Origin of the sequence: Nocardia sp. NPDC051990 (assembly GCF_040680755.1) — a bacterium.
In the GTDB taxonomy this organism is placed as follows: Bacteria; Actinomycetota; Actinomycetes; order Mycobacteriales; family Mycobacteriaceae; genus Nocardia.
Map to the genome: position 1 here is coordinate 270,847 of NZ_JBFAXH010000002.1, position 15,035 is coordinate 285,881.

Consider the following 15,035-nt stretch of genomic DNA (forward strand, 5'->3'; position numbering starts at 1 on the left):
GTCAGCGAGACATTCCAGAAATCGGCGTGGCGGCCACCGTCGCGCGGGAGTGCGTCATGCGTCCAAGGGACTGGTTCGGGCCCGACTCGCGCTCACCGCACGGCGGCTCCTCGATTCCTCGACTGAAGACGCGCGACAGCGCCTCGCAACGAGCGGTGAAATCCGTTGCGAGGCGCTGCCATCCGAATCTCAGCGCAGATCTCGGCGGCGAAAGCCTGCGATCCCGGCCCCGAGCAGTACGACCACGATCCCGAGCAGCCACAGGATCGGCGCAGCCTCGAAGGCTGAGCCAGGCAGCTTCGGCGGATGCGTGAACGGAACCAGATCGCGGACCCATTGCGGGAGTCCGTCGAGCGCGCCGAGCACGAAGATGAGGATCATCGTGCTCAGTACGCCCCAGGCGACCGGGGTGTAGCGTGGGGCGAACCCGTAGATCGCCACCGTGATCGCGGTGAGCACCCAAACCGCGGGCAGTTGGACCGCCGCGGCGCCGAGGCAGTCGCCCAGCTTGCCCGCCAGATTGCCAGCCGACACGCCGTAGATGACGCCGACCGCCGCACCCGCGAGGAACAACAGCACCACCGGTCCGAGCAGGGCGATGCCGATATGGCTGAGCGCGTAGCGTTCTCGGCTCACCGAACCGGCCAGTGTGGCCTCGGCGCGCTGGCTGGACTCCTCGTCGTGCAGCCGCAGCACCGTCGAGATGGAGTAGGCCGACGCCGCGATGCCCAACATGCTGAGGGCGAAGGTGATGAACGAGTTCTGCAGCACATCGGTGCCGCCCATCCGGTTGATCACATCGCGGATCTGGCTACTGTTGTTGAGCATATCGCCGACGCTGTTGATGGCGCCGCCCATCAGCGATCCGTAAAGCAGGAAACCGATCGACCAGGCCAGCAGCGAGCCGCGCTGCAGCCGCCAAGCCAGTCCCGATGGACCGGAGAGGGTGGGTGCCGCGACCGGTGCGCCGGGGCGCTCGGCGAGCAGCCCCGAGCCCGTATCACGTCGCTGCAGCAGCATATACGCGGCAGCGGTGGTAGCAATGGCGACGGTGATCAGCGGAATCAGCACCCACCAGCGCTCATCCGCGTACGGCCGCATATTGATACACCAGCCGAGCGGCGAAACCCACGACAGCACACCGTTTCCGGCATCGCCGACCGCGCGCAGCGCGAAGGCAGTGCCGAGTGCGCCGAACGCCACCCCGCGCGCGACCCGCGCACCCACGCTCACCTGTGCCGCGACGGCGGCGACCCCGGCCCAGGCCAGACCGGAGCTGCCGAGCGTCGCGCCATAGGCCAGTGAACCGGCGGCGGGCAGGTCGATGCCGTACAGCGCGAGGGCACTCAGGATGGCGACGATCAGACAGCCGGTCGCCGTCATGATCATGGCGGCGGTCAGCCCGGCATAGCGGCCGATGCTGGTGGCGCCGACCAACTCCGCGCGACCGGACTCCTCCTCGACCCGGGTGTGCCGGATGACGGTGAGGATCGTCGCGATCGCGATCATCGCGTAGAAAGGCCCAGCCTTCCACAGCCCGACCGAGCCGAGGTCGGTGCTGAAGACCGGCCCGTACATGGCAACGAGCGCCGGACTTTCCATGATCGACTTCGCGGAGTGCTCGAGGTCGGCCTGTGTGATGTAGACGGCCTTGGCGCTGCTGACGTAGAAGGCGGGCAGCAGTCCGAAGGCGAGTACCCACAGCGGCAAGACGATTCGGTCGCGACGCAGGAACAATCGCAGTAATTGTGCGGTGCCGGCGAAGTCGGCCGATCCGCGTACGGCGGGTGCGGCGTAATGCCGGCCGCCCGTGGTTGCGGTTGTCATGATCCCACCTTCTCCGTGGTCGCTTTCGCCTGCTCGGATGTCGCGCCGTCGACGTGGTAATGCCGCATGAACAGCTCTTCCAGCGTCGGCGGCGCACTGGTGAGGCTGCGCACGCCGACATCGCCGAGGATCCGGATCAACCCGCCGAGATGTTCCCCGTCGACCTGGCACCGCAGCATCGAACCGTCGCGTTCGATGTCCTCGACACCTGGTACACGGCTGAGATCGCCTGGGTCGCCGAGCAATTCGGCGGTGATGGAGGTACGCGACAGGTGTCGCATCTCGGACAGTGATCCGCTCTCCACGGTGCGTCCGCCCCGGATAATGGTCACCCGGTCACACAGCGCCTCCACCTCGGACAGGATATGGCTGGAGAGCAGTACGGTAGTGCCGCGCTGTTTGGCCTCTTCGACGCAATCGCGAAATACCTGTTCCATCAATGGATCCAGACCCGAGGTCGGCTCATCGAGCAGCAGCAGACGCACATCGGAGGCGAGAGCGGAGATCAACGCGACCTTCTGCCGGTTGCCCTTCGAGTAGGTGCGGGCCTTCTTGCGGGGATCCAGGTCGAATCGCTCGATGAGTTCGGCACGACGCTGCGGATTGATTTCCCCGCGCATTCTGGCCAGCAGGTCGATGGTCTCACCGCCGGACAGCGACGGCCACAGCGTGACATCGCCTGGTACATAAGCGAGTTCGCGGTGCAGCTCGACCGCATCGGTCCACGGGTCGCGCCCGAGCAGCCGGGCTTCACCGGAGCTGGCCCGCAGGATGCCGAGCAGAATGCGGATGGTGGTCGACTTACCTGCGCCGTTCGGGCCGAGGAAGCCATGGATTTCGCCCTCGCGGACCGCGAGATCCAGCCCGGTCAGGGCGGCGAAGTGGCCGAAGTTCTTGTGCAGATCGCGAACTTCGATGATGTCGGACATCAGGTCTCCTTGGTGAGGGTGTCCAAGATCGTTGGGTCGGTCAGTAATCCCTGGGTGTAGAGCTCCGCGGCGGGCACGAAGAACTCCTCGGTCAAGGTGCGAACGAGCTTGCGGTAGTCGAGCTTTTCGCCGCGTTGTTGCAGCAGGGTGAAGTGCAGGACGGTCGCGCCGACATTGACCGTTGTCAGATATCTGGCCCGCGCGGCCGGATCGCGGCTCGGCTTGATGGCGCCTGCCTCGACGCCTGCCTCGATGTACTCCATGGCATCCGAGATCATGTGCTCGAGCAAGGATTCGGCCAACGGCCCGCCCGCCTGCAGGCTGCGCACCATGTAGGCGACCAGCGGACCGTATGTCTCGACCTCGGACAGGGCGGTGAGCATGCTTTTCGCCACGTTCGTGTCGGTGACGGTCTTCCACTTCTGGTCCCGGATCAACTCCAGCACCCGGTCGTCGCAGGCGGCCCGTAGACCGTCCTTGGAGCCGAAGTGATGATTGACCAGTCCAGGGGAGACACCGGCCGCCGCGGCGATCGTGCGCACTCCGACCTGGAATCCGTTGTCACCGAACACCTCGATCGCGATATCGCGAATGCGGGCGGCGGTGGTGAGATCCGGATTCGGGGTGGGCGTCACGGGGCGCCTCCTAGCTCGGCGGATCCTTGCGATACGGCTCTCTGGTTGAACACATGTTTAGTATATTAAACGCGCGTTCAATAGCAAGGCAAGAGTTCGACGAAGATGTCGTGTCATGATATTTGTGCTGGCTGAATCTGCTGGTCAGCGCCTTGGGGCGGTTACTGGGGGTGGTATGCCATCCGCGCGGACCGGTCGCTGGACGGCGGCGAAACGCTAGTGTCGGTGCCATGGCTGACACCGAGATTCCCTCGACATCGGATCACCTGCGCGATGCACTCGACGGCCCATGGCGCGCGGTGCGCACCGAAGCCCGGGTGCGGCTGGCCGACGACCGGTTTTCCGGCGACCCCGCTCTCGACTACCGCGCGGCGCGGGCCCGGGTCCTCGAGCAGATGCAGGTCATCGCGACGATGGGATACGCGGAGGCCGGTTTCCGGCGTGAGAACGGGGGCACAGGGGAGCCGGGTGCGGCGGTGGTCGGGCTGGAGATGGTGGCGTATGCGGACCTGTCGCTGTGGGTGAAATCCGGTGTGCAGTGGGGGTTGTTCGGCGGTGCCGTGGAGAACCTCGGGACCGAACGGCATCGCGATGTGGTCAAGCGGCTGATCTCACTGGATCTGCTCGGTTGTTTCGCGATGACCGAATCCGGACACGGCAGCGATGTCGCGAATCTGGAGACGACCGCGACCTACGATCCGCGGACCCAGGAGTTCGTCGTCCATTCGCCGACACCGTCGGCACGCAAGGACTACATCGGCGGTGCGGCCGAACATGCCAGGATGGCAGCGGTGTTCGCGCAGCTGATCACCGAGGGTTCGAGTCAGGGCGTGCACTGCTTCCTGGTACCGATCCGGGATGAACACGGCGCCGACCTGCCGGGTGTGACGACCTACGACGACGGTCTCAAGGGTGGCCTGCTCGGTGTCGACAATGGCCGCATCGTCTTCGATCAGGTCCGCATTCCCCGGGAGAACCTGCTCAACCGGTACGCCGATGTCACGCCCGACGGCGCCTACCGCTCCGATATCGAGAATCCGAGCCGCCGATTCTTTACCACGCTGGGCACCTTGGTGCGCGGGCGGGTCAGTGTCGGGGGTGCGGCCGCGGCGGGTGCCCGGGTCGCATTGAGCATTGCCACACGGTATGCGCTGAAGCGCCGCCAATTCTCGGATCCGGACAGCTGCCAGGAGACGTTGCTGCTAGACTATCGCGTTCATCAGCGACGATTGCTGCCCTTGATCGCCCGATCGTATGCGCTTGCCTTCGCACAGAACGATCTGGTCCGCCGCATGCATCTGGTGCAGACCGGTCAGGATCTCGATCCCGGCGCACAGCGCGCCTTGGAAAAGCGGGCCGCCGGACTCAAGGTCGCGCAGACCAGGTTCGCCACCCGCGCCATCCAGGAATGTCGCGAAGCCTGTGGCGGTGCCGGCTATCTCACCGAGAATCGCCTGGTCACCCTCAAGGCCGATACCGATGTGTTCACCACCTTCGAGGGCGACAATGTCGTGCTCACCCAGTTGGTGGCCAAGGAACTGCTCACCGCCTACTCCGATGAGATCCGCGATCTGGACGCGCTCGGCTGGGTGCGATTCGCCGCCACCATGGCCGGCGATGTGGTGCGCAACCGTTCCGGTGTGCGCCAACTGATCCAGACGCTGCGCGACCGCAGTGACGACACCGTCGACGAGGGGGATCTGTCCCGTCGTTCGGTGCAGCTGCAGTTGTTCGCCGACCGCGAGGACTATCTGGTGCGCACCGCTGGACATCGGCTGCGGGCTCGCGCCAAGGACACCACACCGTTCGAGGCGTTCAACAATGCGCAGGACCACATCCTCGCCGCGGGCACCGCGCATATCGACCGACTGATCCTCGAGGAGTTCATCGAAGGTATTGCCACAATCGCGGATCCGCAGGCCCGCGAACTCGCCGAGACCGTCTGCGATCTGTATGTCTACTCGATGCTAGAGGAGAACCAGGCGTGGTTCATCATGCACCGGTTCATGTCGGTCGAACGTGCGAAGGCCGTGCGTCGCGGTGTCAATGAACTGGTCGACCGGCTGCGATCGGATGTGTTGACGCTGGTCAGGGGCATGGGGGTGCCGGAGAGCATGCTGCGGGCGGCGCTGCTGGACGATGCGAGCGTATTCGATCGGACGACCAGCCGTACGACGGTAGAGCGGACCTAGGAGTCCACCCGTGCCTGCCCCGCGACAAATCGCTCGGTGAGCTTCCAACACGCGACAACCAGCGCGATCGCCACCGCCGCGCCGCCGAGGATATCGGTGGGCAGGTGATAGCCGAGGCCGATCATGCCGACTGCGGCGCAGACCAGCGCGACGGTGGCGATCGCGATGGTGACTACCCGCGCCCGCATCGAGTCGATCAGTACGACGAATGCGGTGGCGATCGCGACAAGATGGACGGTATGTCCGCTCGGATAGGCGAGATAGTCGTGCAGCGGTCGATCCCACAGCGGTTTGAGCACCCAGCTGTTGAGCCCGACAACGACCTCTGGAAGCAGCACCATCGCCACGGCCCGCCGCCACTGCCCCCGATAGCCGAACCAGCCGGCGACCGCGAGCAATAGTGGGATCAGGATGTAGCCATTGCTCGGGATCACCAGCGCCTCGTATCCGCCGGGATGGTCGTCCAGCGCCGAGTGGATCGGCTTGGCGAGCGCGCGATCCAGATCGGTGGCAGCGCCGTCGGCGGGAAAAGTGAACGGCAAGATAACCACGAGGCCGACGCCGACGAGCACCACGCACAGTGCGACGAGGTTCGCCCGGACCCGGCCGAGCCACCTCTCCCCATTCACGATCACCGGTTGACGATAGGGCACATGCGAACACATCGTCTGGCGCGGGATCACGGTCCGCCGCCAAGGCGATCACTCGCCGACCGGTCGCAGCGGTCCGAGATGCCTTCGAGCCCGACCCTTCGCTCGGGCTCTAATTCGGTGATCGACCGATACGGCCCAGTCGCCCGGGGCCGGCCGACCCGGTTTCTATATGTAGCGCCCTCTCAGGTGGGGTACTCGTGGTCGAGCACGGCCCCAACGCACCATCCGGGGCGGAGCAGCCGACGCCTGTCGGACCGGCGTGTGATCACCCCGGCCCGTAGGTCAGTATCGCGGTGATCACGAACCAGATCACCCACGCGACGGCGATGACCATGCCCATTGCCAGGGTGATTCGCATGAACGCCCGCCCGAGATCCATATCGCCCGCCTGCCGCGGATACAGCTTCCACGGGCTGTACCAGGGCGCGTCGATGACCAGGGCCGGTGCATTGACATTCTTTTCGGCCTCCGCGAGCTCCACAGCATAGGCCTCCGCCTGCGCCTGCTGCGGGCCGCCGTGCCACAGGGTGATATCGATCGGGCCGAGGAACCCCTCGTTGATCAGATCCTGTGGGGCGGGCAGATAGGGCAGGATGCCAAGGCTGCGGAAGGCCACCGCGACATCGTTTGCGGTCCACACGTGGATGTTCTTCTCGGAATCAGCCAGCGTCTCGAAATAGTGCCGCAGCCGTTCCGGATCGGTGTCGAGAATCACATCGAAACTCGGATCGCTCCACTCCTGCTTGACCGACAGCTGGGCGCCAGGCAGCGGCACGATCAGCGCGACACCGTGCACCGCGCGCTGGCCGAGACCGCGCGCGGCCAGCCAATTCTGCAGTGCGAGTGTATGTTCGCGCGATTTGTCCAGTGGGGTGCGGCGATCGCGGCCTTCGCTGGCGATCGGTTCGCCAGAGATCATCCACGGACCGCTGAGCGGCACCTCCAGCACGCCGTCCTGGCGCGCGAGCAGTGCTTCGGCCTCGATCACCACACACGTGGTCGGCGTCCAGACCACGGCATCGAACTGATGCAGCCGATCGTTGTGGAACAGACTGCAATTGACCGTGGCGACGCCGTGTGGACTACCCGGATCCTTCCAGGTGCGCAGCCGATCGATCAGGGCCCGCTCGGCATTGGTGCCTGCCGGGTTCTGTACTCGCACGAGCATTCGCGACCGCCCTTCACGTCATCACTCGATGGTGGCAAGGATACGGACAACATCGCCCGGTTCGCCGCGCCTGCGACCAGACGCGGTGTGTCACCCTGGTTGTTCTGCGGCGATCTTTCCAGCCCGCACTGCATCGACCAATTCGGCGTGGTCGGCCTCGGTCCGATCGGCATAGCGGACCGCGAACCGCGCAACGGCATCCTCGAACGCCTCGTCACCATCGAAATATCCAGCGAGCAGGCGTGGATCGAGCGAACGCGAATGCGCGCGGGCCAGCAGCGCACCGGCCAGTCTGCCGTAATCGTCGAGATCGTCCGAGGACAGCTCCGCCGGATCGATACTGCCCTTCATATTGCGGAACTGACGCACCGTGAACGGCAGTTCGCCGGTCTCCAGGCGCAGTGTGGTCCAGCCGAGCAGAATATCGGTCTCCGACTGAACCAGCCTGGCGCCCTGCACGATTCGCTCACCCTCATGCGCGGGCGGCGGCGCGGGCAGGTACGGAGCCAGGGCCGACGGGGTGGCCTGTTTCAGTTGCAGTACCAGCGCCTCACCCGCATTGCCGTGCAGCAGAGCCACATAGCTGTGCAGTCCCACGCTTCCGGTGCCGACAATGCGGAACGCGGTGTCGGACACCGCGAATCGGGCCAGCAGATTGCGCCGGGACTCGCGCAGGGTATCGCCGTAGCGCTCCAACCCGTCGATGATCTCCTCGGCGACCTTGGCATCGACCGGCGTGAGAATCGGTGGGTCACTGATGAATCGGCGCTTGGTGATCCCGGTTTCGTGATCTGCGAGATGTTCGGTCCACTTCTTGAGCACTTTGGCGCTGGTGTTCTTGCGCGCCTTCTTCGCGGCCTTCTTGAAGTCGTCGAGCAAATCATCGGCCCTGGCCTTGCTGATGATCGACTCGTCTGGCAGCACGCTCCACGATTCCATGAACGGTTGCTCGGCGAGACGATCGATGGCGAGGCGATAGGCGCGGGCCGCATCCCGCGCGGCCCGCAGGCAATCGTCTTCGCCCGCACCGCCTTCGCGGCCCGCCAGCACCAGACTGGCCGCGAGCCGTTCCAGATCCCACTCCCACGGGCCGCGAATCGTTTCGTCGAAATCATTGATGTCCATGAGGATTTCGCCGCGTGGTGTGCCGTACAGACCGAAATTCGCGGCGTGCGCGTCACCGCAGATCTGCGCGGGCACGCCGGTGTCCGGACTGCCCGCGAGATCGGCGGCCATCAGCCCGGCCGCACCACGATAGAAGGCGAACGGCGAGGCGAGCATATGCCCCACCCGCAGCGGTACCAGATGCGGCAACCGACCGGCATTGCTCGCCGCCACGAAATCGAGCAGATCTGGTCGCTCGGACCAGATGGCCGCTCGATCCCGGGCGCTGACCGGAACCCGCTGGCGCAGCGCCCGGCCGCGGCTGCGGACATCCTCGGTAGAAACATACGAGCGAAGATCGATGGCGCTATCCTACGCTGTGTTCATTTGTCGCGCCTGCGGCGCATGCGCTGCGACGACTCGGCTCAGTCGATGGCCGCGCCATCGCTCGGACGTCGAGCGAGGTAGGCATCGGGACTCCTGACGCACCCGGGCCCGGTCAGGTCGCGGGCACGATGGGATCGACCGGTGTGATCGGCAGGCGCAGCGCACCCGGGGCGGAGGCCGGCACCGTCGGATGCTTGGGGGCGACGGGGGAGATCCGGCGATACGCCGAACCCAGTTCCGGGCGCGGATCGGCTTCGTCCTTATTGGGCCAGAAGGCCATTGCGCGCTCGGCCTGGGCGGTGATCGTCAGCGACGGATTGACGCCGAGGTTCGCGGTAACAGCCGAACCGTCCGCGACATGCAGCCCAGGATGTCCGAATACCCGCTGATACGGGTCGACCACACCGGCCTCCGGACCCTCGCCGATCACACAACCGCCGATGTAATGCGCGGTGGCCGGGATATTCAGCACATCCATGATCAGACCGTGGGTATCGCCGTTCACCTTGGCGCCGAACCGCCTGCCGATATCGTGCGCCAACGGAATCCAGGTCGGATTCGGTTCGCCGGTGCCCTGTTTGGTCTTCAACTGTCCGCGCTTGCGGTAAGAGGTCAGCGAATTGTCCAATGACTGCATCACCAGCAGGATCACCGATTTCTCCGAGGCATGGCGAGCATTGAGGCTGCGCAGGAATACCAACGGGTGCAACACGATTGCCAGCAGGAAGCGTAGGAATCGGAATGCCCCGCCGTCCACGATCGGCACCGACATCGGGAACAGCGCATTCTGTCCCTTACCGTAATGGCAGACCTCGATGTGGGTATCGGCCTCCGGATGGATCGAGGAGGTGATCGCGATGCCCTCGGCGAAATCGCGACGCGAGCGACTCACCACATTGAGGATCGCCTCGGAATTGCTGCGGGTCAGTTCGCCGAGGCGCGGCGACAGATTCGGCAGCATCGCCTCATCGCGCATTTTGTGCAGCAATTTCTGCGTGCCGAGCGCCGCGCCGGCGAATACCACCTGTTCGGCGGTAAAAGTCTTGCGCTGCTTGCGGATCCAGCGCTCGGAACGCTCGGTCTCGACCGCGTATCCGCCGCCGGACAGCGGCCGAACCGCGGTCGCGGTGGTCAGTGGATGTACCTCGGCTCCGGCCTTTTCGGCCAAATAAAGGTAATTCGTGGTGGTGGTGTTCTTGGCATTATTCGGGCAGCCGGTGAAACACTGCGCGCAGTGCACACAGCCGCGGCGGTGCGGACCCGCGCCGCCGAAGTACGGATCCTCGACCTCGGTGCCCGGATCGGCCTCATTGAAGAAGACACCCACGTTGGTGGGGTGAAAGGTATCGCCGACGCCGAGATCGTCGGCGATCGCCTTGATCACCTCGTCGGCGGGCGTTATCCGCGGATTCGGGGCCACGCCGAGCATGCGCTGCGCCTGGTCGTAATACGGCGCCAGTTCGGCCTTCCAATCGGTGATATGGGCCCACTGCTTATCGGTGTAGAAGTTCAGCAGCGGCTCGTAGAGGGTATTGCCGTAGATGAGCGAACCACCGCCGACGCCCGCGCCGGAGAAGACCGCGCATTTACCGAGCACACTGATCCGCTGCGGTCCGGTCAAACCCAGCCGCGGAGCCCAGATCGATTTGCGCACATTCCAATTCGTCTTCGGAATGTCCTCGGCGGGCCAGCGCCGTCCGGCCTCGAGCACGCCGACCCGGTAGCCCTTCTCGGTCAAGCGCAGCGCACTGACGCTGCCGCCGAATCCAGACCCGATCACTACCACGTCGTAGTCGAATGCTGGCATGGTTTCCCTCTCTGAACCGTGCGACAACCATGTGAGATGACTTCACACTCATTCTGTCATCCGAGTAGATGCGGTGTATCACACAACAGGCAGGTATCGGAGGCGTCGCCGGCGTGCCCGGATGGCGTGCAGCGGGGTCGGTGCGGTATGCACGGGCTGTGACAACCGAATCGGGGAAAACGGAACCTGGCGAGCAGGCCGGCTCCGGCGCGGACAACCCGGGCAATGCGGGCGATCCGGCCGCGGGCGGCATCTTCGCCGACCGCATCTTCACCGTCCCGAATGTTTTGAGTGTGCTGCGACTGGTCGGCGTCCCGCTCTTTGTGTGGTTGCTGCTGGTCGTGCGGGCCGACGGATGGGCATTCACGTTGCTGGTGCTCAGCGGGGTGACCGACTTCCTGGACGGCAAGCTGGCCCGGCTGCTGGATCAGTCGTCGCGCTTGGGTGCACTGCTCGACCCGTTCGTGGATCGGCTGTACCTGGTGACCACCCTGGCGGCATTCGTGATCCGGGGGTTGCTGCCCTGGTGGGTCGCGGTGATCCTGATCGGTCGCGACGCCATCCTGGCCTTGAGTCTTTCGGTGTACAAACGTCGTGAACTGGATCCGCCCGAGGTCATCTACCTGGGTAAAGCCGCCACCTTCGGTTTGATGTCGGCGCTGCCGTGGTTGCTGGCCGGTCAGATGGATTGGGCGCTGGCAGGTTTCGGCCGCGCCTTCGGTGGGGCATTCCTGGTCTGGGGCACGGCGGTGTATGTGTGGACCGGCGTGCTCTACATCTGGAAGGCTTTCACCGTCGCGCGAGCGATACCGGCTGTGTCACACCGCAGCGAGTAGCGATTAGAGTTGCGTCGAGTAGACGACGAAAGGACGGCCTGTGACCCAGACCCCCGAGGATCTGCGCTACACCGAAGAACACGAATGGGTGCAGCGAATCGGCCCGACCCGGGTTCGGGTCGGCATCACCGATTACGCCCAGTCTCAACTCGGTGACGTTGTGTTCGTGCAGTTGCCCGAGGTCGATAAGGAGGTGGCCGCAGCGGACAGCATCGCCGAGGTGGAATCGACCAAGAGTGTGTCCGATATATACGCCCCACTGGCCGCGAAAGTCGTTGCGGTGAACGATGTTCTGGACTCGGCACCGGAAACGCTGAACACCGATCCCTACGGGGAGGGATGGATCTTCGAGCTCGAATTGAGCGACGAGACGAGCGTGGATGCCGCGCTCGGTGAACTATTGGATGCCGCGGGTTATCAAGGAGTTATCGGGGGCTGACCCAGCCTTCCCAGTTCTACCTGCACGGGTACGCCCCGGCAGGGTACGGTCAAAGCCAATAGATATGCCGGTGCTTGGCAGCCGGTGTTCTAGCGTCAGGATCCCAGGTCGTGGCGGTGAAAGCAGCACCTGCTTGCATGGATAATCAGGTTCGAGGAGGAGAGAAACGGTGAGCGAGAACAAAGACCCGGGTTACGGGGAGACCGCGGCCGAGACGACGTCGGTCTTCCGCGCGGATTTCCTGAACGAGGTCGAGGCGTCGCGCTCCGCTGAGGTGACCGGCGAACAGCCGGTCCAAGGGGTCGAGGGTCTGCCGGTTGGTGCCGCCCTCTTGGTCGTGAAGCGAGGCCCGAATGCGGGCTCGCGGTTCCTGCTCGATCAGCCGACCACGTCGGCGGGCCGCCATCCCGACAGTGACATCTTTCTCGACGACGTCACCGTCAGCCGTCGGCATGCCGAATTCCGGCAGGACGACGATTCCTTCCAGGTGGTGGATGTGGGCAGCCTCAACGGCACCTACGTCAATCGGGAGCCGGTGGACTCCTCGGAGTTGCAGAACGGTGACGAGGTTCAGATCGGCAAGTTCCGCCTGGTCTTCCTCACCGGACCGCGGGCTCAGGTGAACGAACCGTCGGCGGGTGCGGGCAGCCTGTGACATCAGCGGCACGGATTTCGCGTGTCGGTGGCGTTGACAGGGAAGAACGCTGTGTCATGAAAGACTCGGTGCTATGACGGGCGCGGCGCAGTGGGCTCGCGGAGGCATGTCGATCGGCTCCGTGCTGGACCTGCTGCGACCGGACTTTCCGGATATCACCATCTCGAAGATCCGTTTCCTCGAGGCCGAGGGGCTGATCCGACCCGAACGCACGCCGTCGGGTTATCGCAGGTTCTCGATCGCGGACTGCGAACGGCTCAGATTCGTGCTGACCGCACAACGTGATCAGTACCTGCCCTTGAAGGTGATCAAGGAGCAGCTCGAAGCGATCGACAGCGGTGCGGCGACGCTCGGTGTGCGGGAAGCCCGCGCCCGGGCGCATTCCGGCCGTAACGGTGCGCTGGAGCCCGGACACGCCATGCCCGACTCCGAGCCCACCGCAACACCCGCGGCGAACCATGCCGGGCGGACCGCGGCGCCGCGCAGACTTGGCGTCGTACCCGGTGAAATCTCGCCCGACGAGCTGCGATTCGATCACGAAACCCGGCTCACCCGCGCGGATCTGCTCACGCAGGCCGAGATCGACGAGACGTTCCTCGCCGATCTGATCCGGGCCAATCTGATCACTTCGGGCGCCGCCGGTTTCTTCGACGAGGATGCGGTGACGCTGGCCAAGACCGCGAAGGCGATGGCCGAATTCGGCTTGGAGGCACGGCATTTGCGTGCGTTCAAGTTGGCCGCCGATCGTGAGGCCGCACTGGTGGCGCAGATCGCCGCCCCGATCGCGAAGAGCCGCGATGCCGGTGCGCGGGCCCGTGCCGAGGAGACGGTGCGCGAGTTGGCGGCATTGTCGTTGACACTGCATACCTGCTTGGTGAAAGCGTCGGTCCGGTCCTCGCTCGGCGCCTGAGTTACGGCGAGTGCATCGGTTCGCTTTGCGTTCCAGACGGACAACACGCCGGTTTCGGCTGTGCACAGGGAATACTGCACGCCTCGAGGTTCGCTTAGACTCGTGGTACGGCGAGCTCTGCAGCGGTCATGCCGGGCGGCCGGCGAGTCATTGGGAGGCAGTGCGATGAGTGAGATGCGCGTAATCGGCATTCGTGTCGAGCAGCCACAGAACCAGCCCGTGCTGTTGCTCCGCGAGGTGTCCGGAGACAGGTATCTGCCGATCTGGATCGGGCAGGCCGAGGCGACCGCGATCGTGCTCGAACAAGAGGGGGTGACTCCGATCCGTCCGCTGACTCACGATCTGATCAAGATCTTGATCGCCGACCTCGGGCACACCCTCAAGGAAGTGCGGATCGTGGATCTGCAGGAGGGCACCTTCTACGCGGATCTGGTCTTCGAGAACGACCTGCGGATCTCGGCACGGCCTTCGGATTCGGTAGCGATCGCCTTGCGGGTCGGTTGCCCGATCCATGCCGAGGAGTCGGTGCTCGAGGAGGCCGGGCTGGTCATGCCGGACGAGCGCGAGGACGAGGTGGAGAAGTTCAAGGAGTTCCTGGAGTCGGTCTCCCCGGACGACTTCAAAGCCACCGATAGCTGAGCCGACCGGGCGGACCGGTGTCGTCGGTCCGGTGTACCCACCTTTTCCTGGCCCTAAAGTAGAGGTGGAGACTCTTACCGCGCGTCGCGTTTGGTCGGATGATGCGGCTCCCGGGACAATCAGAGGGAGTAATCTCGACAATTGGGCCACGTCCGTTATGGCCGGTCGTTGGTCGTTACGGAGCCGGGTCATCGATGAGGCAAGGCGTCGGCGAAGCAAGGGAGTGGTCAGTGGCAGATCAATCGCAGGATGTGGTACAGCCAGGCCTGTTCCCGGATGATTCGGTACCCGACGATTTGGTCGGCTATCGTGTGCCCAGCGCATGCCAGGTGGCCGGGATCACCTATCGGCAGCTCGACTACTGGGCGCGGACCGGACTTGTCGTGCCCTCCATCCGAGGTGCCGCGGGGTCGGGCAGCCAGCGGCTGTATTCGTTCAAGGACATTCTGGTCCTGAAGATCGTGAAACGACTGTTGGACGCGGGCATCTCGCTGCAGAACATCCGCATTGCGGTCGATCATCTGCGCAGCTGCGGCGTACAGGATCTGGCGGGTATCACGCTGTTCTCCGATGGCACCTCGGTGTACGAATGCACCTCGCCCGAGGAGGTAGTCGATTTACTGCAGGGTGGGCAGGGCGTCTTCGGAATCGCGGTCAGCGGCGCCATGCGGGAACTGACCGGGGCCATCGCCAACTTCCCGGCGGAGCGGGCGGTGAGCGGCAGTGCGAGCGAACGTCCGGAGGATGAACTGTCCTTCCGGCGTAAGGCTCGGATGAACCGGAAGACCGGCTAGAGATCGTATCGAGTGCCCGTCGCTACCGCGGCGGGCACTTGTCGTATGTACCGCAGTGAT

Annotated in this window: 14 protein-coding genes; 7 read left to right on the forward strand and 7 right to left on the reverse strand. The window is 64.7% G+C overall.

Translation table 11 applies throughout. The annotated features are described in order from the left end of the window. Positions 1-189 precede the first annotated feature (189 nt). The 3 genes from AB0L63_RS04880 to AB0L63_RS04890 are packed head-to-tail and all read right to left on the reverse strand — an operon-like array spanning position 190 to position 3,391. Positions 190-1,827, reverse strand: coding sequence for an ABC transporter permease (locus AB0L63_RS04880; protein ID WP_364494698.1), 1,638 nt, complete (start codon positions 1,825-1,827; stop codon positions 190-192). Further along, the gene (locus AB0L63_RS04885) at positions 1,824-2,756 is read right to left on the reverse strand and encodes an ABC transporter ATP-binding protein (protein ID WP_364494701.1); all 933 of its coding nucleotides are present in this window, start codon (positions 2,754-2,756) and stop codon (positions 1,824-1,826) included. Before AB0L63_RS04885 ends, AB0L63_RS04880 begins: the two co-directional genes overlap by 4 nt. Beyond that, on the reverse strand, positions 2,756-3,391 hold the full coding sequence (locus AB0L63_RS04890) for a TetR family transcriptional regulator (protein WP_364494704.1): 636 nt from the start codon (positions 3,389-3,391) through the stop codon (positions 2,756-2,758). Before AB0L63_RS04890 ends, AB0L63_RS04885 begins: the two co-directional genes overlap by 1 nt. Positions 3,392-3,636: 245 nt before the next feature. On the opposite strand from AB0L63_RS04890, the gene AB0L63_RS04895 reads away from it, so the two are divergent. After that, positions 3,637-5,583, forward strand: a complete 1,947-nt coding sequence (locus tag AB0L63_RS04895; protein ID WP_364495638.1) for an acyl-CoA dehydrogenase — start codon at positions 3,637-3,639, stop codon at positions 5,581-5,583. On the opposite strand, the gene AB0L63_RS04900 is transcribed toward AB0L63_RS04895, so the two are convergent. The 4 genes from AB0L63_RS04900 to AB0L63_RS04915 all read right to left on the reverse strand — a co-directional run bounded on the left by AB0L63_RS04900 (position 5,580) and on the right by AB0L63_RS04915 (position 10,702). Beyond that, positions 5,580-6,236: a phosphatase PAP2 family protein gene (locus tag AB0L63_RS04900; RefSeq protein ID WP_364494707.1), complete on the reverse strand. Its 657-nt coding sequence runs from the start codon at positions 6,234-6,236 to the stop codon at positions 5,580-5,582. The two genes, AB0L63_RS04895 and AB0L63_RS04900, sit on opposite strands and share 4 nt — an antisense overlap. Before the next feature lie 265 nt (positions 6,237-6,501). Next, a complete protein-coding gene (locus tag AB0L63_RS04905; protein WP_364494710.1) occupies positions 6,502-7,404 on the reverse strand; it encodes a nuclease-related domain-containing protein in 903 nt (300 codons plus the stop codon). Positions 7,405-7,494: 90 nt separating this feature from the next. After that, the gene (locus AB0L63_RS04910; RefSeq protein WP_364495641.1) at positions 7,495-8,871 is read right to left on the reverse strand and encodes a DUF2252 domain-containing protein; all 1,377 of its coding nucleotides are present in this window, start codon (positions 8,869-8,871) and stop codon (positions 7,495-7,497) included. Positions 8,872-9,007: 136 nt separating this feature from the next. After that, on the reverse strand, positions 9,008-10,702 hold the full coding sequence (locus AB0L63_RS04915) for a GMC family oxidoreductase (RefSeq protein WP_364494713.1): 1,695 nt from the start codon (positions 10,700-10,702) through the stop codon (positions 9,008-9,010). Between the two features lie 251 nt (positions 10,703-10,953). Between AB0L63_RS04915 and AB0L63_RS04920 the strand changes: the two genes are divergently transcribed. The 6 genes from AB0L63_RS04920 to AB0L63_RS04945 all read left to right on the forward strand — a co-directional run bounded on the left by AB0L63_RS04920 (position 10,954) and on the right by AB0L63_RS04945 (position 14,975). Next, the gene (locus AB0L63_RS04920) at positions 10,954-11,538 is read left to right on the forward strand and encodes a CDP-alcohol phosphatidyltransferase family protein (RefSeq protein ID WP_364495644.1); all 585 of its coding nucleotides are present in this window, start codon (positions 10,954-10,956) and stop codon (positions 11,536-11,538) included. 40 nt (positions 11,539-11,578) lie between these two features. Next, positions 11,579-11,977 (forward strand): glycine cleavage system protein GcvH, encoded by a 399-nt coding sequence (gene gcvH / locus AB0L63_RS04925; protein ID WP_364494716.1) that lies wholly within the window; start codon positions 11,579-11,581, stop codon positions 11,975-11,977. Between the two features lie 169 nt (positions 11,978-12,146). After that, positions 12,147-12,632: an FHA domain-containing protein gene (locus AB0L63_RS04930; RefSeq protein WP_364494719.1), complete on the forward strand. Its 486-nt coding sequence runs from the start codon at positions 12,147-12,149 to the stop codon at positions 12,630-12,632. 73 nt (positions 12,633-12,705) lie between these two features. After that, positions 12,706-13,542 carry a MerR family transcriptional regulator gene (locus AB0L63_RS04935; protein ID WP_364494721.1) on the forward strand — a complete coding sequence of 279 codons (837 nt, stop codon included), beginning with the start codon at positions 12,706-12,708 and terminating at the stop codon, positions 13,540-13,542. A gap of 165 nt (positions 13,543-13,707) precedes the next feature. Further along, a complete protein-coding gene (locus tag AB0L63_RS04940; RefSeq protein ID WP_364494724.1) occupies positions 13,708-14,181 on the forward strand; it encodes a bifunctional nuclease family protein in 474 nt (157 codons plus the stop codon). 194 nt (positions 14,182-14,375) lie between these two features. Then, a complete protein-coding gene (locus AB0L63_RS04945; RefSeq protein ID WP_364494726.1) occupies positions 14,376-14,975 on the forward strand; it encodes a MerR family transcriptional regulator in 600 nt (199 codons plus the stop codon). Positions 14,976-15,035: the final 60 nt, after the last annotated feature.

What these genes read in the sequence shown, in the direction of transcription:
- AB0L63_RS04880 (WP_364494698.1), bottom strand. Translation starts at nt 1,827, where the DNA reads ATGACAACCGCAACCACGGGCGGCCGGCATTACGCCGCACCCGCCGTA.
- AB0L63_RS04885 (WP_364494701.1), bottom strand. Translation starts at nt 2,756, where the DNA reads ATGTCCGACATCATCGAAGTTCGCGATCTGCACAAGAACTTCGGCCAC.
- AB0L63_RS04905 (WP_364494710.1), bottom strand. Translation starts at nt 7,404, where the DNA reads ATGCTCGTGCGAGTACAGAACCCGGCAGGCACCAATGCCGAGCGGGCC.
- AB0L63_RS04915 (WP_364494713.1), bottom strand. Translation starts at nt 10,702, where the DNA reads ATGCCAGCATTCGACTACGACGTGGTAGTGATCGGGTCTGGATTCGGC.
- AB0L63_RS04935 (WP_364494721.1), top strand. Translation starts at nt 12,706, where the DNA reads ATGACGGGCGCGGCGCAGTGGGCTCGCGGAGGCATGTCGATCGGCTCC.
- AB0L63_RS04940 (WP_364494724.1), top strand. Translation starts at nt 13,708, where the DNA reads ATGAGTGAGATGCGCGTAATCGGCATTCGTGTCGAGCAGCCACAGAAC.
- AB0L63_RS04945 (WP_364494726.1), top strand. Translation starts at nt 14,376, where the DNA reads ATGAGGCAAGGCGTCGGCGAAGCAAGGGAGTGGTCAGTGGCAGATCAA.